Below are 20050 nucleotides of genomic sequence, written 5' to 3'. Positions count from 1 at the left end.
GTATTCGCCGGGCATGGCCCGGCGCTACCAGCCCCTCTCCGCCGGGCATTCCCCGGCGTATCCGTTCCTGTAGCGCCGAGCCGACGCTCGGCTGCCCTCATCAATAGCGCCCCACCAGGTTCAGGTACCACCCGCGATGGGTGTAGTCGAACCGGGTCAGGTCATCGCTGAAGTCGGTGAAGTTGTAGCCCACACCGACGCGGAAGTTGCGCCCGATATCGCGATCGACACCGGCCAGCCAGCCCTGCCGGCGACCGCCATCGCGCACGTCCAGCAGGCGATACTCCAGCAGGCCATGCCACTGGTAGTACAGGTCGTAGCGCAGCTGGCCCGAAGCAAAGTTGGTGGCCGAATCGAACCACGGCCCGGTGCCGCGCCCATAGCGCACCTCGCCCTCGCGGCGCGCCGCCTTGGCCGCCACTTCCCAGCGCTGGTCGATGCGGTAGACACCTTCCAGCGACAGCACCTGGGTGCGCTGGTCGTAATCCACGCCATTGACCTGGCCCATCGTGGACAGGTCATACAGGTAGCTGTAGCGACCGAACAACGCCCAGCGGTCGTTGTCCCACGGGCGGTAGGCGAAGCCCAGGTTGCCTTCGATGAAGCGCGCCCCTGCCACCGGGTTGATCGCATCATCGGTGTCGGCGTAGTTGAAGCGCGCCGCGATCCGCCAGCTGTCGTTGAGACGATGGCTCAGGCGGTTGGTGCCGACCCACTGCGTGCGTCGTTCGGCACCGGTATCGCGGCGCCATTCCAGCTTGCTCTGCCATTCGGTGCCGGGCGAGGTCCGCCCGCCGGACAGGCTCACCGCCTTGCGGTCCACCTGGCCACTGCTGGAATCGAGCTTGCCGTCGCTGAGAGTGAAGCCGGCATTCCACCCCACCGCCGGGTAGAAATCCATGCCGAAGGTGTGCGCCAGCCCGGAGTCCTGCCCGGATTTGAGGAACTGGCTTTCATTGAACACATTGACCTGGTCGGACAGGCGCCAGCGCTGGCCCAGCGTCCAGCCATCCTGTGCGTTCGGGCTGAACAACGGGTCGTACTCGCTGCGGTCGGTGGACTGGGTAAATGCGCCATAGAAGCTGTGCTGAGGGGTCAACCGGTACTCGGCGTTGACCTGCGCAGCGGTGCCACGGTCACCATCGCTCACCTCGGCACCGACGGTGGACAGATTGGCGAAGGTCCAGGTACCACCGGCCACCACCGCATCGTTGTCGGCGTAGCGGCCATGGTCATCATCGACGGTCAGCTGGCCGCCTCCGTACACGTCCAGCGAGGTACCGATCCGATGCGTGTAGCGGGCGGCGGCCAGCACACCGGCCACGTTGCCGCCGGCACCACGGTCTTCCTGCACGCGACGCAGCTCAGCCGACAGGCGATCGTTCTCGCCGATCCGCCACTCGGCGGTGGCCTGTGCCTGGATCAGCGACTCGCTGCCACGGCGGGCCTCGCTGTAGCGGGCGTACAGGCTGAAGTCGTCGGTCACGTAACCCAGCAGCTCGGCACCCTGTTCGCGCACGCGCTGGCCGGTATCGAAACGGCCCACCGAGTAGCCGCCGTCGACCTGGCGCCACCAAGCCCCGGCACTCCAGTCGCGCTGGGTCCAGCCCAGCTCGCGCAGGTTGATGCGCGCTTCCACCGCAGTCGCCTCGCCTTCGCGCGGCCCTTCCGGATTGAGGCGGCTGAAGCTCAGGCCGCCGTTGTCGGAGAAGAACACCGGCGCACTGGTGGCTTCGCTGCGACTGTGCTCCACCTTCAGGTAGGTGCCACGGCCGGCCTGCAGGGTCAGGTCCGCGCCCTTCAGCGAATAGTCCTGACCGGAGCGCTGCTCGTCCACGTAGGTGGCGCCCACTGCGACGTGATCGCCGAACCAGTGCTTGCCGCGCACGCCGGCGGTGATGTCGTCGCTGTCGAAGCCGGTCGGCACCCACTCGTAGTCCACGATCAAGCGCTGCTCATAGCCGTCCAGCGGCACGTCGCGGCTGATCCGGCGCAGGTTCTCGCGGCTGACCTGGGCCAGCGGCCGGGTCAACAGGATGCGGCCCTGCAGGGCGTCGATCTCGTAGTCGGCACCACGCACCATCGGCACACGCTGCTCCACGCGGCCGGTGGTGCGGTCACGGATTTCCAGCACCACCTGGTCCGAGCCGCTGAGAATGCTGGCGTGGCGCAGGTAGTACAGGCTGCCGCCGGTACCGATGAACTCGCTGTGGCCCGGCGCGGTCTCGGCCTGCGAGCCGAACAGGCGCAGCTCGCTGCGCGCATCGCCCCAGGCGTTGGCGCCACGCGAACGCCACGACAGCGCCGCACCGTACAGCGAACGCACGTACTGCGCGTACTCGGTGCCGGTCAGGCCGGTGTTGTAGTTGCCCCACAGCGCCTGGTTCTTGTCCCAGTCCATGCGCAGGTAGAAGCGGCCCATGCTGTCCACGTCGCGCTGGGTCAGCGAGTCGTCGCCATAGGTCGGGTAATACAGGTCCGGGTCCAGGCTGCGGAACAGGTCGCGCGGGTCGGCGGTGGTGAAGCCGGTGAACAGCTCGTCCAGCGGACGGTTCTGGGTGTCGGCCTGCGCGGTCAACAGGTAGCGGCCGCGCGTCTTGGCCTTCAGGTAGAACGCCAGGCGGCCATCGCTGAGCACATCGTCATTGCGCTCGCCACGGGCCAGGTCCTGCCCTGCCCCGCTGGCCTTGTTCTGGTACACGGTGATGTCGGCCAGGCCGACACCGAACAGGTACTGGCCACTGACATCGACCTCCAGCGTACGCGCGATGGCCGGCGCATCCGGCCGCTCGACACGCACGTCGAAGGCATGGTGGCCGATCGGCATCAGGTACTCGGCGGCGAACTTGCGGTCCTGGTCCAGTGGGTAGCTGTCACCGTTGATCTTCAGTGCGGCACCCAGCGGCAGGTCGCGGCCACGCAGGCGGACCCGCGAGCCGTACACCGGAATGTTCTGCTGGCGCAGGCCATTGCCGTCGAACACCTGCTGCAGCAACGAAAGCGACGCGGCCTGGTTGGCGTCCACCGAGGTGCCGCGACGGTCTTCCAGTGCGTCACGCAACTGCTGGTTGCCACGCTCGAACTCCGCCGGCGTCACCAGCTGCATCGACTGCGCGGTGGTTTCATCCACGTTGCCATCAGCGTCGAAGGCACGCAGCACATAGACCAGGCGATCGCCCCGGCGCAGCGGCGTCGACGCGGGCATCGTCCCGTCCCAGTACCCCTGCGACACCGCGGCCACCGGCAACTCGAACGTCGCCAGCGCCGCGACGCGATCGCTGTCGCTGCCGCGGTAGACGCTGACTTCCAGACGCTGGATGAAGGCGGTGTAGTTGCCGCGCACGTAGAACTCGACCGGCCGCACGATGCGGCCTTCATCGAAGGCGACCATGCCCGGCGCCGACACCGACAGCTCGGGCTGGCCCATTGCCGGATCCTCGGTGGCCCAGATCGCGCCACCTTCCGGCAGGCGGATCATGAACTCACCTCGCACGGTGGCCTTGCCCGGCTCATCGATGGCCAGGCTGACCCGGCGATCCGGCTGCAGTGCCTGCGAGCCGGAACGCGCCGAGGTGCCCTCGGTGACCGGTTCGTCATAGCTGCGCGAGCGCAGGCTGAACAACAGTTCGCCCTCGGCGTTGCACTGGGTGCCGTCACAACGGATCGGCGTCGGCTCGGCAGCCGGCGGGGCCGCTTGGGCCGTTGCGGCCAGGCCCAGCAACAGCGCCTGGTACAGGGCAGCGCGCGGCAGGCGGGCCGCACGGCGGGCGGCAGAGTGATGCGCGCTCATCGGCGGGCCTCCTGTTGGCGGGCGGCCGCGCGGGTGGCGGCGCTCTCCTCGTTGTGTACGCGCAGGCGTTGCTGCACGGCGGGACTGAGCTGGCTGCGCAGCGCCTCGAACACGGCGTTGGCACGACGCAGGCCCAGCGCCTGGTTATAGGCGTGGCTGCCGCGCACATCGGTGTGACCGACCAGGCTGACCTGACCGCCGCCCAGCGCCTCCAGGCGTGCGGCGATGGCGGCCAGCAATGGCTTGAACTCCTCACGCACGGTGGCCTTGTCGGTGTCGAACAGCACGTTGCCGAGCAGCGCGCCACCGGCATCCACGCCGGCCAGCAGCGAGTGCGGATCACGCACGTCGGTGCGCAGCTGCACGGTCAGGCCGGCGCGTGCGCTCTCGGCCACCTCGTCCTGCAGCGCATCGCGTACCGCTGCGGCGCGGGCAAAGGCCAGTGCCTGGCTCTCGCCATTGGCAGCGATCACCACGTCGCCGCCCTGGTAGCGGTCCACCACCTCGGCCATCTTCTTCAGCACCGGGCGATAGCTGGACTGCAGCTCGCTGCTGCCCGGTGCGAACAGCACCTCGCCCAGCGCAATCTCCATCCGCTCGACGCCGGCCTGCGGCGACGGCGGCAAGCGCACGCCGAAGCTGAAGCGGGTCGGCACGCCCTGCGTCACCCGCCGCAGCAGCGGATTTTCGGTGGTCAGTTCTGCACCGCCCGGCAATGTCGCCGGATCCAGCTTGATGATGAAGTTGCGGCCCAGGCGCGCGTCACCGCCGTGTACGTCGGCCAGGTGATAGCGGCCGAACGGATCGGTCTCCACCAGCAGGCCTTCCACCGTGGCCAGGCGCACGCCGGGGATGCCCTGCTCCTGGATACCGTCGTTGCCAATCACATAGGCCACCTCGTAGCCCTCGGCGACGCGGGCGATCTCGCGGCGCACGCTCGGTTCGGCTGCGGTCAGGCCCTTGCCGGCCTCGCCACTGCGCTCCACACGCGTGGCGCCCTGTGCATCCATCCGCAGGCGATGGCCCTGCGCGCTTTCCAGCACGAAGTCATCGGTAAACGTCAGCTCGCGCAAACGCTGGCGCAGCACCACCTGATGCATTTCGGCCGTGTCGGAGGTCGACGCGCGGCCATGCACCACGCCGATCTGCACGCCATGCAGCAACGGCGCACTGGCGTCGGCCACCGGCTGCGGACCTTCGCCGCGATCCAGCGTGGTCGAGCCCGGCACATAGGCTGACGCGGCGAAGCCACCCTGCACGCGCACCCCGGTCAGCTCGGCGCTGTCCTGCCAGCCGTCGCCGTCGCGATCATCGAACACGGTGCCGAACACCAGGCTGTCTTCCAGCAACGGGTCGGCGTCCATCGCCACTTCGGCGGTGGCCACGTTCGACACGGGGCTTCCGTCTTCCGCCGTCGCCACGGCCTGGTTCACATGGGTACCGGCACGCACGCCAGCGCCCACCCGCAGCAGGTAGGTGATGGTCGCGCTGCGGCCCACAGCAATATCCACCGCGCCGATGCGCAACGGCGACTGGCTGCTGGCCAGGGCGAACGCCCCGTCATCGTCGGCCACCCGCATCGAGCCATCCACGTAGCTGAAGCCCGGCGGCGGCGTGTCCACCACCACGCCATCGCGCCAGTGGCTGCCGCCCACGTTCTCCACCACCAGCTGGTAGCGCACCAGGTCGCCCACCTTCACCCGGCGCGGGTTGGCCGTCTTGGTGATGCGCAGCGCAAAGTCGGACACCACCTTGTGGCGCGTCTCGCAGGTGGTGCATTCCGGCGGCGGCGAGCCGTCCGGATACTGGCCCCGCAGCCGGTTCAGCACTTCGGTGCGGGCTTCCTGGTTGACGATGGCCTGGTAGACGTATTCGTGGCGACCCACCGGGGTTCCGCTGGGCACGGTGCAGACGATGTCCGCGCCCTGCTGTGCACAGCCCGCAGGCAGGCTCTCGATGCTCAGGCCTGCATCCGGGGTATCCACCAGCTGCAGCGGCTGGCGCAGCGCTGCCCGCTCGACGGTGGCCACCAGCGTATAGCGCAGGCGATCGCCTGGCCGTACTTCGGCACCGCTGGCCGGACCGGACAGCTTCTCCAGCACGACGCGCGGGTCGGCCAGTGCGTGCTCGGTGCTGCAGTCGCCACTGCAGGACGGCGTGTCACCGCCACTGCCCAGCACCGCGTTGCGGACACTGCCGCTGGCCTGCGCATTGACCACCGCGCGATACCCCAGCGTGTAGGTGCCCGGGGCCGTTGCGGCCGGCAGCGTGCATACCAGCGGGTTGGCGCCGTTGCAGGTGAACGGACCGGGCTGGGTCACCGCCTGCAGGTCCAGGCCACGACCGAGCGTATCGGTCAGGGTGACCACATCGGCGGTCTGCGAATTGGCCACGGTCACTTCCACCGTGTAGTCCACCGCATCGCCGATATCGACCGGGGCCACGGTGCTCGACTGCTTGCGGTAGGTCACCACTGCCGCCAGCACCGGCGTGGTGGTGCCGCAGTTGCTGGTGCAGGTAGTGACGCCCGTGCCGCCACCCAGGACCGCATTGCTGACGCTGCCCTTGGCCTGGGCGTTCACCGTGGCGGTGTAGTTCACCGTGTAGGTGCCCGGCACGGTGCCGGCCGGCAGCGTGCACACCAGCGGGTTGGCCGCATTGCAGCTGAAACCCTGGCTGGCGGTCACCGCACCGAAGTCCAGGCCGGTGCCCATGGTGTCGGTCAGGGTGAACACCGCGGTGGTGCGCGAGTTGCTGACCACTGCAGTGAGCGTGTAGGCGATGCTGTCGCCCACCTTCACCGCACCGGCTGCCGCCGAGGTCTTGCGGTAATCGATGGCGCTGCCGGTCACCGGCGTGCTGGTACCGCAGTTGGCGGTACACGAGGGGTTGTCACCACCGCTGCCGAGCACGGCGTTGGTGACCTGGCCGGTGGCCTGCGCGTTCACCACGGCGGTGTAGGACAGGCTGTAGCTGCCCGGCACGGTCCCGGCCGGCAGGGTGCACACCAGCGGATTGGCGGCGTTGCAGGTGTAGGCGCCCGCACTGGTCACCGCACCGAAGTCCAGGCCGGTGCCCAGGGTATCGGTCAGGGTCACCACGTCGGTGGTGCGCGAGTTGGTCACCACCGTGGTCAGGGTATAGGTCAGCCGATCACCCACGGCGACCGGGCCGGTGCTGTTCACCGACTTGGCATAGCTCACGCCCGGCGTCGCCACCGGCGTGGTGGTATCGCAGTTCACGCTGCACGACGGGTTGTCGGTGCCACTGCCAAGCACAGCATTGCGCACGCTGCCGCTGGCCTGTGCATTGACGGTGGCGCCGTAGGTGAGGCTGTAGGTGCCCGGCACGGTGCCGGCCGGCAGCGTGCACACCAGTGGATTGGCGGCGTTGCAGGTGAAGTTGCCCGCGCTGCTGACACCAGCGAAATCGAGGCCACTGCCCAGGGTATCGGTCAGCGTGACCACGGCGCTGGTGCGCGCGCGCGTCACCGTTGCCGTCAGGGTGTAGTCGATGCGGTCACCCACGCGGACCGGGCCGCCGGTGGAGGCCTGCTTGGCGTAGACCACCTGCGCGCTGGCCATCGGCGTGGTGGTATCGCACGCGCCCACGCAGGACGGGTTGTCGGTGCCGCTGGGCACCACTGCGTTGCGCACCTGGCCGCTGGCCTGCACATTGACCACACCGGTGTAGGAGAACGCATAGCTGCCCGGCACGGTCCCGGCCGGCAGCGTGCAGACCAGCGGATTGCCCGGCACGCAGCTGAAGCTGCCGGCGCTGGTGATGCTGCCGAAGTCCAGGCCGGTGCCCAGCGTATCGGTCAGCGTGGTCACCGCCGTGGTGCGCGAATCGGCCACCAGCACGGTCACCGTGTAGGACACGCTGTCACCGATGGCAACCGGACCGGCGGTGCTGCTGGCCTTGGACACCGAGATGCGCGGCACCGCCACCGGCGTGGTGGTGGTGCAGCTGCTGCTGCAGGTGGGCGTGTCGGTACCGGTGCCGACCACGGTGTTGACCACCTGCCCGCTGGCCTGCGCGTTGACCGTGGCTGTGTAGCTCAGGCTGTAGGTGCCCGGTGCGGTGCCAGCCGGCAGCGTGCACACCAGCGGATTGGCGGCATTGCAGGTGAATGCACCGGGGCTGCTGACGCTGGCGAAATCCAGACCGGTGCCCAGGGTGTCGGTCAGGGTCAGCACATCGCGGGTGTTGCCGTCGGCCACGGTGACGTCCACCGTGTAGCTGACCGTCGCCCCCACCGCGACCGGACCGGCAGTGTTCGAACGCTTGGCGTAGCTCACGCGCGTCACCGGCACAGTGACGTCACTGCGCGTGCAGTGGTCGGCATCGGTGCAACCCACGCCCGGCGCCGGCGGCGTGCCGTTGTTGAACGGGTCGTGCCCACCGCCCACGCTGGCATGGTTGGTCAGCACGCCGGTGGCAGCGGCGGTGACGGTCACCGGTAGGGTGAAGACCGAGCTGGAGCCCGGGCTGCCCGTGGCGGCCAGCACCTGGCTGCTCGTACAGGTCACGTCCTGGCCGCTGGCGGTACAACTCCAGCTGCCGCTCACATGGGTGCCCGTCCAGTTCGGCACGATGCCGGCCGGCAGCTGGTCGCGCACCACGATGGCCGCGGCCGGCACATTCGGCGGATTGCCGGTCGGCACATCGGTGGTGTTGCTCACGGTCAGCGTGTAGGTGGTACCGGCCTGGCCATAGTTCCAGACGCCGCCGGTGGCGTTGTTGCCCTTGACCACCTTCAGCGACGGCGCGGTGATGGTGACCCGGTGGTCTTCCACTTCGCCATCATCGGCCACACCGGTCGGGTTCTGGATCTGCGTGGCCAGGCTGGCGTATCGCAGGCGCACGTAGCTGGTGCCGGCACTGACCGCCGCCGGCACGGTCCAGCTCAGGTTGGCCTGGCCGCCACTGCACAGCGCGGTGTTGCTGCGCTCGTTGGCGTCGAACTGGCCATTGCGGTTGAAGTCGATCCAGCCGGCCACGCTGCCATTGCCAACGCAGGCCACGGGCTGGTTGATCAGCGTACCGGCCTGCATCACGGTCAGGCGGTAGCTCGTTGGCCACCCGTCTTCCTCGCGGCTGCCGGCCTGCGGCGAGTTGTCGTCGCCCAGTGCATCGGCGCTGTAGCTGCTGCGCTGCTCGGTATCAGGGCCCAGGCTGCCGAGGAAATCGGTCAGCGGCGGCGCCAGCCCGCCCGGCGTGTAGCCGGCGGTGTTGATGTTGAAGTTGCTGGCGCCGGCCGGAATGCCGTCGGAGCGGAACTGCAGATCGTCCACCACGTGCATGGCGTCGCCATAGCTGGCCGGCGCATCGCCGAAGTCGGCATACGGCACCAGCAGGCCGATGGCGATGGCGGTGGTGCCGCCGCCGCGCATCGAGAAGCCCATGTTCACCGCCAGATTGCCCGGCGCGTGAGCCGCGTTGTCGAAACTGAGGAAGGTGACCGCCGCGGTGTTGTCGTCGTTGCCGGGGCCGAAGCGGATCACCTGGTTGGCGCCGCTGGTCGACTTGTTCACCAGATAGGGCGTGGCGTTGGCCAGGTTCTTGCGGACCTCGACCACGTTCCAGGTGCCCTGCGCGCTGGCCTCGACGAATTCACCGCTGTTGTTGATCGACTCGGCGTCGGCCATCACCACGCCGCGCAGGCGGTACGGCGCACCACCGAGGGTCGAGGTACAGGTGATGCTGAAGCTGGAGGTGCCGCTGGCGCGCGCGATGCCGGCAATCAGCTGGTTGCTGGTACCGGTGCCGCCGATGTTGTACAGGTCGTCGAGGCTGTCGCCGCCGAAGTTGCCGGGACGATAGCTGCGCAGCACGTTGGTCTCGGCCGTGTTCAGGCGGCAATCGACGCGCAGATTCACTCCCGCTGCGACCGGCATGTCGATCGACGAGGTCGCGCCGTCGTTGAGCACGACGTTGTTCACTCCATTGGCGCCGCCGCCCCAGGTCAGCCACAGCACCGTATTGCGGTAGGGGCTGCTGCCGCCGGTGGCGTAGGCCGCCGCCCAGGCCAGCGAGGGCACCAGCAGTGACACCAGGGCCAGCAGGCCCGCCACCAGCCAGCGGCTGGATCGGCCCGTCCGGGCATCATTTTCGGGATGAACGCGTTCACCGCCCGCGCTTGCGCGCGACGTCGTCGACTGCCACATGGTTGATTTCCCCGTCGTCGGCCCATGCCGGGCCGATGGTCAGTGGGCGGCCAGCGACGAATTCCGCGGGACGGCGGCACACCCGATTGCGTGTCCTGCCGGCTCCGTGGCAATCACTTTCGTCCCTGGACCCCGTTGGTCAGGCACCTAATTCTGTGACGAAGATAACACATTACAAACAATTGTGTGATGAACGTCACATTTAACTTTGCGGACTCTGGCGCCAGGCCCCACGACCACAGTTATAGCCACCGGGGATGGACCGTCTCGGCACGAATCCGGCACCCCGCCCCCACTTTCCGGCAAAACGCCACGCAGATTCGGCAGCAGCAACAAGCCTGGCTGCGGCTCAGGGCTTCATCGCGCCATGCTGGAACGACGCCAGCAACGTGGACGCCGCGGCGGCCGGGGCCAGCCGGCCTCGGGCCAGCGACCAGGTGATGCCGTAGAAGCAGGTCCAGTAGAAGTCGGCCAGCCACACGGCGGAAAAGCCGACATTGAATATGCCTGCGGTCTGTCCACGCAGGAAAAAGGCCTCGAAACGCTCGCCCAGCGGCGCCCAGCGCGCCGGCAGCAGATGCAGGTCCCCGTGGCGCTGCTGCTCTTCCATCATCCGGGCAAACAGCAGGGTCACCAGCTCCCAGTCCGCCAGCAGCGCGACGGTGAACTGTTCCAGTACCTGCCGCGCATCGCCACTGCCCTCGAACGCAATGGCCGCAGCCTCCAGACGTTCGAACCCCGCCGCAAACAGCGCTTCGTCGATCGCCTCGCGGGTGGGCGCAAACCGGTACAGCGTGGCGCGGCTGATCCCCGCACCGCGCGCCAGCTCACTCAGCGTGCAACGCGGATGGCTGACCAGGGTGGCGGCCAGCGCGTGATGCAGGTCGCGACGGGAGCGCAGCGAGGCGGCGTGCATGGCGGTACCTGAGGAGGGGGCACCTCACGCTAGCATGAATCATGAATTAATGAACTGAATCACAGTTGATTCATTTAAATCAGGAGTGCGCTACAACGGACGTGCGTCCGGTGCACCCGGGTCGGTGCACGCCAGGGAACGCGTCACGGCATCGAAGGAGACAACGCCATGCTGCATCCGCTACGCGATATCGCCGTGCTGTTCGATGCCAGCGACACCGGCAACCGCATCCTGCACATCGCCGCACAGCTGGCACAGGCCCAGCAGGCGCACCTGGTCGCGGTCTCCACCGCCCAGCATCCAACCGACATTGCCAGTGGTTTCGCCCGGGGCGCCGGCATTGCCGCCGCGCTTGACCATGAGGCACGTGCCGACGCCGCCTGCACCGCGCAGTTGATGCAGAACCTGCGCAACGCCTCCGAACCGCTGCAGATCAGCAACGAGCTGCGCATCGTTTCCGACTATCTCGGTGGCGCCGATCTGGCGCTGCAATCGCTGTACTGCGACCTGATCATTGCCGGCTACCCGCACACGCCCGGCGCCCCCTCCGGCTGGCATCCGCTGGGCACGCTGCGCGAGACCGGGGTGCCGATGCTGCTGGTACCGCCGCATTGGCAGGGAGAGCAGGTCGGTCGGCGCATCGTGGTGGCATGGAATGCCAGCAAGCAGGCGCGCCGCGCGGTGGCCGATGCCCTGCCCCTGCTCGCGCGTGCGCAGGCCGTCCATCTGCTGATGGTCGACACCCCGAAAGCCGAAGCGATGCCCGGCGCCGAGATGGCCCAGCATCTGGCGCGGCACGGTGTGGAGGTGGAGATCCAGGCGATCAGTTCAAGCCAGGGCGGCGTGGCCGCCACCATCCGCCGCCATGTGCTGGATGCCGACGCCGACCTGCTGGTGCTCGGGCCGTACAGCCGCAGCCGCGTGGTCGAGCGTGTGCTTGGCGGGGTGACCGAGGACCTGTTGGCGGAGGTGCCGGCGCCGTTGTTTGTTTCGCATTAGCGATGGCGGAGGGACGATCCGCCTCCGCCTGCTTCATTCCGCAACCCGTTGCGTGCCGCGCCACAGATCGATTCTGCCGCGCACCCACTGCACTTTCGCCAGAACCTCCCGGCGGGCCAGCATTGCAGGCAACTCGACGATGCGATAGCTCAGGACACACAGTGCAAGCAGCGGCAGCAGCAGCGCGGCGGTCAACGCCCAGTGCGAAGCGGGACTCAAACCGGCGAACAGTGCCGGGCCGAGGCTCTTGTAGGCAATGAACAGAACGAAGCCGTGCAGGAGGTAGATGCCATAGGACAGCTCGCCGAGCACGGCCGATACCCTCAACGCCAACACGCCAAACAGCGTGTTTCCACATGCGACGACGGCGAAGAAGATCGACCACAAGGCAACGGCCGCCGGGTGCCGGGCCGATTCGAAACAGAGCACCGACAACAGCACACAAGCCAATGCAAGGACCGCACCGCCCCGGCCCCGCAGGAAGCCCGCTACGCCTTGATGGGTCGTTGCGTAATAGGCCGCGATACCACCGGCGAACGGCAACAGCAGGACCAGGCTCAAGCGGAGCACCGCGAAGGCCAGACCCAGCACCGGGAGCAACAGCAGGCCGCGCGGAACCGACCTGCGCAGGCACCATGCGATCAACGGCAGCAGTGCATACCAGGCCCACTCATACGGCAGCGACCAGACCACCCCGGCCATGATGTAGCGAGTGCCCACCACGCCATTGAGATCAGGCGCACCCAGCACGGTGAACGAGAGCCATTGCACCAGCCCGACCGCGAATCGGAGCAGAGGATCGACCATCTGGAAGCCGCCCTCAGCCAGGACCAGCAGCACCAGCAGTGCAACGCAGATCGCATACAGCGGCAGCATGCGCAGAACCCGGCCAACGTATAGCCGCAGCCAGTCAATCTGCCTGCTCTGGGCGATCTGACGATAGAACAGGAACGCTGAGATCATGAAGAACAGCGCGACGGCGGCTTCGCCCAGCTGCGCATACAGCGGTGACGGCGGCGCCTTCCAGGCCCCGGTCCTGGCATAGACGTACCAGATCGACGAATGATGGACGAACACGCCCAACGCCAGCAGTCCCCTGAGGCCGTCAATCGAGGTCGCCCGGCCGCCGGGATCCGGAAGCGGCACCCACTTTGCCAAGGGCCACGCGCACAGCAATGCAAGCAGAGCGATGCCAACGGGCACCAAGGGGGAATACAGGTCGATCGACACCAGGCCACCCGAAGCAACGAAACCAACAGCCACAGCACGCCAGCGGCGCGAGGCGGACACCAAAAAGGGAATTCAAGCATTGCCGACATCCAACTGCTGGCGCGCATCCGGTCGGCGATGCGATGACAAGGTCCGTTCGACCTTGAACCTGGCTTGGCAGTTGGCGACCCCGGCCCGATTCGAACGGGCGACCTTTCCCTTAGGAGGGGAACGCTCTATCCAGCTGAGCTACGGGGCCATTGGCAGCGGCAGAGCATACCGCGTCCGGCTGAATGGACCAAGCTGCCAGCACAGCGCCAGATAACAGGAGTGGTTATGCTGGCGCGCCCCGATCCAGTATCGACACCATGCAGGACGTCTGGCGAGCGCTCTCCACCCTCGGCGACAGCCGCTGGCTGCTGCCCATGGCTGCGGTGCTGCTGCTGACCCTGCCGCGCTCGCAGGGCGGTTTCCGATGGCGCTGGCTGATCGCCATCGGCGCCACGGCAACGATCACCCTCGGCTCGAAACTCGCCTTCATGGGATGGGGATGGGGCATCCAGAGCCTGCACTTCACCGGTGTCTCCGGGCACGCCGCCATGTCCAGCGTGGTCTACCCTGTCGTGGGTGCCTTGTTGGCCGGTGCGGATCGGCGCGCACGCGCGGTCGGCATCACCTCAGGCTGCCTGCTCGCGGCAGCCATCGCATGGTCGCGCATTCCGTTGCAGGCCCACAGCCTGTCCGAGGTCATCGCAGGGCTGGTACTGGGCCTGGGAAGCGCCACCTGGGCGTTGCGCGCGTGCCATCCGACGCGGCGGCCAGCGGCCACCCCCCTGCTCCTTGCGGTACTGGCCGGAATGGCCTTGCCGCTCAGTCTGCCAGACCTGCATACGCACGAGGCCGTGATCGCGCTGGCGAAAACACTGTCGGGACGTGCGGAAATCTTCCCGCACTACTGAGAACTGTCGACTGGACTCCACAATTTCTTCACTTTCCTTGACAGGGGAAATGCGGATTGGCCACCATAGCGGTGGAAAAAATTTACCTCACGGAGTAGGAGACCCCGTAGATGAAGAAGATGATTGCCGCTCTGGCCCTGCTGGGTCTGTCCTCGCCTGTGTTCGCCCAGGAAGCTCCGGCTGTGGAAGCCTCGTCCGAAACCACCGTGGCGACCAGCGCCGCCGGTGCAGAGGCGGCCGGCATTTCCACCGCCGCCATTGTCGGCACCAGCGTCATTGCCGTCGCAGCGGGCGCAGTGCTGTACAGCGTGGCCGGTGACAGCTCCAGCGGTGAGCGCGACAACGGTGGCAACGACGGCACCGGCGGCACCGGCGGTACGGGTGGCACCGGCGGTACCGGTGGCACTGGCGGTACGGGCGGCACCGGCGGCACCGGCGGCTGATCCAGCCCGAGCCTGCCCCAAGCCCTCGCCGGACCCCGGCGAGGGTTTTTTATGCCCGATTTTCTCTCGATATGGCCATGACCAAGACGCACTTTCGAATCGCTGCCGCGCTGCTGGCGGCCTCTGTCCTGCCCGGCTGCATGTGGGCCCCCGGGCAACATCTGCGCAGCTCTGAACTGATCCGCTCCCAGACCAGCGACGACGGTCAGCTGCAGCTGGTGCCGATCACTGCCAAGCTCATCGCGATGGATGCGGCGTCCGAAAGTGAGCAGTCACTGCCCGAGGCCCTTCTGAATTACGCCCCCGGCCAGTACCGCATCGGCATCGGCGACTCGCTGTACATCACCGTCTGGGATCACCCGGAACTGACCGTGCCAGCGGGCCCCCAGCAGACGCCGAATCTGGCTGGCCGCACCGTGCAGAGCGACGGCTCGTTCTTCTACCCCTACATCGGCGTGGTCGAGGCCGATGGCAAGACCCCCAGCCAGGTCCGCGAAGAAGTGGCACGCCGCTTGGCCAAGTACATCGAATCGCCGCAGGTCGACGTTTCCGTGCTGACCTACGCCAGCAAGCGCGTGTGGGTAACCGGTGCGGCGCAGCAGTCGACACCGGTCACGCTCGGTACCGCACCGCTTACGCTGTCCGATGCGATCAGCCAGGCCGGCCTCAGTTCGGCCGGAGCCGACCTGTCCGGCGTGCAGCTCAGCCGTGACGGCGCCAGTTACACGATCGATCTTGAAGCACTGGCCTCCCGCTACGGTGGTCGTCAGATCTACCTGAAGGACGGCGACTCGATCTACGTGCCCTTCCTGGATCGCAAGGAAATCTTTGTTGTCGGCGAAGTCGGGCAACCCGGCGCCTTCAGCTTCCGCACGGGCGACGTGACGCTGAACCAGGCCATCGGCCGTGCGCGCGGACTCAGCCAGACCACCGCCAACGGCAAGGCCGTCTACGTCATCCGCGGATCGAGCAATCTGCTGGAACAACCCTCGGTGGTCTACCAGCTTGACGCGCATTCACCGGCCGCATTCGCTGTCGGCAGCCAGTTCCACCTGGTGCCTGGCGATGTGGTGTTTGTCGGCGCGGCCGGCGTGACGCGCTGGAGCCGCTTCGTGAACCAGCTGCTGCCGTTCACCTCGATCCTGAGCAATGCTGCAAGCGCACGCAACGATCTGAGCAACTGATATGCGATGGAAGACGTCGGCGGCCGTTGCTGGCCGCCTGCCAAGGAACGGCACCTGGGCACGCGCCTTCTGGCTCGCGCCCCCGGCACTGGCGGTGCTGCTGTCCGGTTGCACGACCGCGAGCCGGGCGACGGCTGACAGCATCAGGCAGCTGGTGCATCGCCAGCCGTCCTATACGACGCAACAGGTGCTGCGCACGCCGTATCCGCAGGCGGATGTGCAGACCCCGGACATCCGTGGCCTGGTCGTGCTGGGCTACGTGGACGACGGCCAGCAGGTCTGGATGGCGGGCAAGCATGCCGTGCTGCGCCTGTCGGCGACCGGCGTGCTTCTGTCCCTCAGCAAACAGGACGCGCAGTACGCCACCACCGTCGAGGACGAAGCACTGTTCGCCGACCTTCGCAGCGCCGCCGACGGCGCCCGCGTCGTCCGGCACTACGACCGCACACCCGGCTATGCGATGGGCGTCGAGGTTGTCGGCACGATCCGCGCGAAGGGCGAAGACACGATCACCCTCCTCGACAAGCGCCGCACGCTGCTGCGCTTCGACGAACAGCTCAGCGGGGGCGACATGCGCGCGACCAACAGCTATTGGGTCGACCCTGCCGACGGCTTCATCTGGAAGAGCCGGCAGTTTCTCGCCCCGGGCTATCCGGTCGACCTGGTCCATCTAAAGCCCTATCGGCCGGCAGGACGCTGATCCATGTACAGATTCACCCTGCAGATTGCCGCATTGCTGGCGGCCATCGCGCTCCCCTCGGCGAACAGTTTCGGCGCAGACGCTGCGCTGTTCAGCGGCGCCGTGCAGCAGCCTGGAATGCACCGTGGCGACGACGGCGGACGCCTCGCAGCTGCGCTTCTTGCTGCTCGACCCGCGCCCGATGCGTTCCTGCCGGCAACACTGTTTGCCCGGCAGAGCGCCCGGCTGGCGCAGGTTCGATTGAAGGCAGGCGTGCTGCATGATCTGCAGACACTGAGCGAGGGTGGCGACGACGCGCTCCGCCAGCTCTCTGAACGCCTGGCGCGCTGGATCGAGGACATGCCGGTCACCGGACGTGTCCCGCTGTTGGCCGACCCCCGCCTCATGCAGCTGCAACCCCGATGGAACCCGCCGATCCAGGCAGGTGATTCGGTGCGCCTGTTCCAGCGGCCCGCCACCATCCAGGTGGTCGGAGCGGTTGTCGAGCACTGCACCCTCCCCCATCAGCCATTGCGCAGCGCATTGGAGTACGTGAAGGACTGCGCCGCCACGGCCTTTGCTGATGCCGACACCGTGCTGGTCATCCAGGTCGACGGCACCGTACAGACGCTGGGCGCCGCTGCCTGGAACCGCGCTGACCCGCAACCGGTTTCGCCGGGCGGGGTGGTGCTGGTGCCGTTCGCAACGAAGTACCTCCGATCGGTGGACGCCGAATTCAACGCAGACCTTGCTGCTCTCATTGCGACCCAGGCCGCTACCCCGTGATCCATAGTCTCCGCAACACTACGGGCCGCAAGGTGCGTGCCACGCTGGCCCTGTCCCTGCTATCGATGTCCGTCTGTGCCGCCTTGCATGCGCAGGAAGCACCACCACCGACCTCCAGCGAATGGGGTGGCATCGGCCTGCTGCAGACACCGACCGCGCGCATGGCCGACGACGGCGACATCGCGATCACCGCTTCGCACAACTCGCCGTACAGCCGCTACAACGTGACGATGCAGCCGCTTCCCTGGCTGGAGGGCTCGTTCCGGTACATCAACGTTTCCAACCTCCGGTACGGCATTCCTTCGGTCAGCGGTGACCAGAATTACAAGGACAAGTCGATCGACTTCAAGGTTCGCCTGCTCGAGGAATCCCATTGGATTCCCGAGGTAGCCTTTGGTGTCCGTGACCTTGGCGGAACCGGCCTGTTCTCGAGTGAATACCTCGTGGCCAGCAAGCGCTACGGGCGGTTTGATGCATCGCTTGGTCTGGCAACCGGCTATATCGGCAATCGCGGCGACTTTTCCAACCCGCTGGGCGCCATTGACGATCGCTTCAAGGAGCGGCCAATGCCGACCAGCGCCATTGTCAATGCAGGCAAATTTGGCGCCAGCGCGATGTTCCGTGGTCCGGTCGGGATCTTCGGCGGCGTCTCCTACCAGACACCGCTTGAACAGCTCATCGTGAAAGTCGAATACGACGGCAACGACTACCGCCGGGAGCCGCGCGGCGCCAACCTCAACCAGTCCACCCCCATCAACGTCGGCCTCGTTTATCGCCCCAGCAAGGTGGTTGAGCTGACGGCCGCCTGGGAGCGCGGCGACGCCGCCATGTTCTCACTGACGTTGCGTGGCAACCCTGGCGGCTCGCGAAGGGCGCCAAAACCGTTGGACCCCCTGCCCCTCTCCCTTGAAGGTGACCGCCACCAGGAAGGACAACAGCGCGCGACCCCGACCGGAGCAGCGCCGATATCGCACGACTGGGAGGCGATCACGGCGGATCTGAGATCCAATGCAGGATTCAACCTGCAGCGGGCCTCCGTGCAAGGAAAGGAACTCATCCTGACCGGATCGCAATCGCGCTACTTCAACCCGGCCAAAGGCCTGGGCCGCTCGGCACGTGTCCTCTCCCATCATCTGGGCGATCAGTACGACTGGTACACGCTGCGCACCGAACGCCTGGGCATGCCCGTCGCCGACATGTCCGTCAAGCGCGATGCATTTGAGGGCTATGTGAACGGCAGCGTCGACGAAGCAACCCTCAAGCGGAGCACCGAGCTCAGCGCGCCAGGGACCACCGAGGGGCACGAGCTGTTCAAACCGAAGCGTTCGCCCTTTGGCAGCGGCTTCAGCTTCGGGTACCGACAGAACCTTGGCGGCCCGGATGGCTTCATCCTGTACCAGGTGTCGGCCAACTACAGCGCCAGCTACTTCTTCGGCAAGAACGTCTGGTTGACTGGCAGTGCAAGCCAGAACCTGCTCAACAACTACGACAAGTTCAAGTACGACGCACCGAGCAACCTGCCGCGCGTCCGGACCGACGTGCGCAAGTACACGCGCACCTCGGACTTCACGATTCCCAATCTGCAGTTGAACCTGTCGCGACGACTGTCCCGCGACGTCTACGCCATCGCCTATGCAGGCTACCTGGAGTGGATGTACGCCGGCGCCGGCAGCGAAGTGCTGTACCGCCCGATGGATCAGCCCTGGGCGATCAGCGCCAACATCAACTGGGTCAAGCAGCGTGACTTCAACCAGCGCTTTGGCTTGCGCGACTACTCGACCACCACCGGTCACGCGACGCTTTACTATGCCTTCGGAGATCAGCAGCGGGTTATTGCTTCGCTGAGCGCTGGCCGGTACCTGGCAGGCGACTACGGTGCCACCGCCAACGTGGCGCGGGTCTTCCGCAACGGCGTCACCATGGGTGCCTACGCGACCAAGACCAACATCAGCTCCGCCGAGTTCGGCGAAGGCAGCTTCGACAAGGGCATCTACTTCAGCATCCCGTTTGACACCCTGCTACCTCGATCGACTCCGGCCAGGGCTACGCTCACCTGGAACCCGCTGATCCGTGACGGTGGCGCCATGCTCGCAAGGAAGTACCCGCTCTACAACCTCACGGGCGAGCGCGACGAGCGCTTCTTCTACGAGAATATCCAGGGTATCGCTGATTGATGTTTCAAACAGATGCGGCCACTCGAACCCTCGAGTGGCCGAAGAGTCAGTAGCTTTTGATCAGGCGGGCCGGAACGCCACCGATGACCGAATACGGCGGGAAGCGGGAATTGACCACGCTGCCAGCCGCCACCACACTGGAGTGCCCCACTTCGCTTCCGGCAAGCAGGGTGACCTTTGCGCCGATCCAGCAGTTGGCGCCGACCACCACCGGCGCCCGGGCAGTACCCTGCTTACGGATCAGGCGCTGCTTATCGGAGAACTCATGATTCTCCGGATGCACACTGAAGTACTGCCCGACGATTGTGTCCTCGCCAATGGACACGCCTCCAGAGCCACCAATCCGGCAGAACTCGCCAATGCCGACGCGATGGCCGATGGATATGCCCTCACCCAGGTGGGTCAGGCTGCCAGAGCAGATCAGCCGACCAAAGTCACCGATCTTCACGCTATCACCGAAGGTGATGCCGGAAGCGCCAAGGCCATCAAGCACGACGAAATCACCCAGCCGCACACCCTTCCCCAGGCGGATGCGCGAGGCACAGCGCACCACGACGCCTCGCCCGCGGAACAACGGCGACAGCCACGACTCACGCACACCCCACGTGAGCGCGCCCCGGATCAGACAGACGCCGTACTCCATCGAGAGTCGCAGCTTGTAGGACAGGGGAACGCGCTCATCCAGTTGTACGCGCAGCGAAAGGAGCGAGCCAAGGCGGCTGAGTAGTGTCATGGGAGGGT

12 protein-coding genes and 1 tRNA gene are annotated in these 20050 nt (G+C 66.8%); 7 read left to right on the top strand and 6 right to left on the bottom strand.

Features of this window, described 5'->3' with window-relative positions; translation table 11 throughout:
- Positions 1-100: 100 nt before the first annotated feature.
- The 3 genes from C9412_RS15075 to C9412_RS15065 form a co-directional block, all read right to left on the bottom strand.
- Positions 101-3790, bottom strand: a complete 3690-nt coding sequence (locus C9412_RS15075) for a hypothetical protein (protein ID WP_107232383.1) — start codon at positions 3788-3790, stop codon at positions 101-103.
- Positions 3787-9867 carry a CshA/CshB family fibrillar adhesin-related protein gene (locus C9412_RS15070; protein ID WP_258190267.1) on the bottom strand — a complete coding sequence of 2027 codons (6081 nt, stop codon included), beginning with the start codon at positions 9865-9867 and terminating at the stop codon, positions 3787-3789. Before C9412_RS15070 ends, C9412_RS15075 begins: the two co-directional genes overlap by 4 nt.
- A 442-nt stretch (positions 9868-10309) precedes the next feature.
- A complete protein-coding gene (locus tag C9412_RS15065) occupies positions 10310-10876 on the bottom strand; it encodes a TetR/AcrR family transcriptional regulator (protein WP_107232382.1) in 567 nt (188 codons plus the stop codon).
- A gap of 168 nt (positions 10877-11044) precedes the next feature.
- Between C9412_RS15065 and C9412_RS15060 the strand changes: the two genes are divergently transcribed.
- Entirely contained in the window at positions 11045-11875 is an 831-nt protein-coding gene (locus tag C9412_RS15060; RefSeq protein WP_107232381.1) for a universal stress protein, read from the top strand.
- Between the two features lie 33 nt (positions 11876-11908).
- On the opposite strand, the gene C9412_RS15055 is transcribed toward C9412_RS15060, so the two are convergent.
- Both C9412_RS15055 and C9412_RS15050 read right to left on the bottom strand, forming a co-directional pair.
- A complete protein-coding gene (locus tag C9412_RS15055; protein ID WP_181358680.1) occupies positions 11909-13105 on the bottom strand; it encodes an acyltransferase in 1197 nt (398 codons plus the stop codon).
- A gap of 161 nt (positions 13106-13266) precedes the next feature.
- A tRNA-Arg gene (locus C9412_RS15050) sits at positions 13267-13343 on the bottom strand.
- Between the two features lie 109 nt (positions 13344-13452).
- On the opposite strand from C9412_RS15050, the gene C9412_RS15045 reads away from it, so the two are divergent.
- The 6 genes from C9412_RS15045 (at position 13453) to C9412_RS15020 (ending at position 19309) form a co-directional block, all read left to right on the top strand.
- Entirely contained in the window at positions 13453-14043 is a 591-nt protein-coding gene (locus C9412_RS15045) for a phosphatase PAP2 family protein (RefSeq protein ID WP_107232379.1), read from the top strand.
- A 110-nt stretch (positions 14044-14153) separates the two neighbouring features.
- Positions 14154-14486: a hypothetical protein gene (locus C9412_RS15040; protein WP_107232378.1), complete on the top strand. Its 333-nt coding sequence runs from the start codon at positions 14154-14156 to the stop codon at positions 14484-14486.
- A gap of 77 nt (positions 14487-14563) precedes the next feature.
- On the top strand, positions 14564-15670 hold the full coding sequence (locus tag C9412_RS15035; RefSeq protein WP_107232377.1) for a polysaccharide biosynthesis/export family protein: 1107 nt from the start codon (positions 14564-14566) through the stop codon (positions 15668-15670).
- A 1-nt stretch (position 15671) separates the two neighbouring features.
- Complete coding sequence (locus C9412_RS15030) at positions 15672-16370, top strand: YjbF family lipoprotein (protein WP_107232376.1); 699 nt, start codon at positions 15672-15674, stop codon at positions 16368-16370.
- Between the two features lie 3 nt (positions 16371-16373).
- Positions 16374-17135 carry a capsule biosynthesis GfcC family protein gene (locus tag C9412_RS15025; protein WP_107232375.1) on the top strand — a complete coding sequence of 254 codons (762 nt, stop codon included), beginning with the start codon at positions 16374-16376 and terminating at the stop codon, positions 17133-17135.
- A gap of 32 nt (positions 17136-17167) precedes the next feature.
- Positions 17168-19309, top strand: coding sequence for a YjbH domain-containing protein (locus tag C9412_RS15020; protein ID WP_258190266.1), 2142 nt, complete (start codon positions 17168-17170; stop codon positions 19307-19309).
- 46 nt (positions 19310-19355) lie between these two features.
- On the opposite strand, the gene C9412_RS15015 is transcribed toward C9412_RS15020, so the two are convergent.
- Complete coding sequence (locus C9412_RS15015) at positions 19356-20042, bottom strand: acyltransferase (RefSeq protein WP_181358681.1); 687 nt, start codon at positions 20040-20042, stop codon at positions 19356-19358.
- Positions 20043-20050: the final 8 nt, after the last annotated feature.

Origin of the sequence: Stenotrophomonas sp. Nf1 (assembly GCF_003028475.1) — a bacterium.
Taxonomy (GTDB): Bacteria; Pseudomonadota; Gammaproteobacteria; order Xanthomonadales; family Xanthomonadaceae; genus Stenotrophomonas.
The sequence above is the reverse complement of the archived record's forward strand: the minus strand, read 5'-3'. Positions and strand labels throughout refer to the sequence as shown.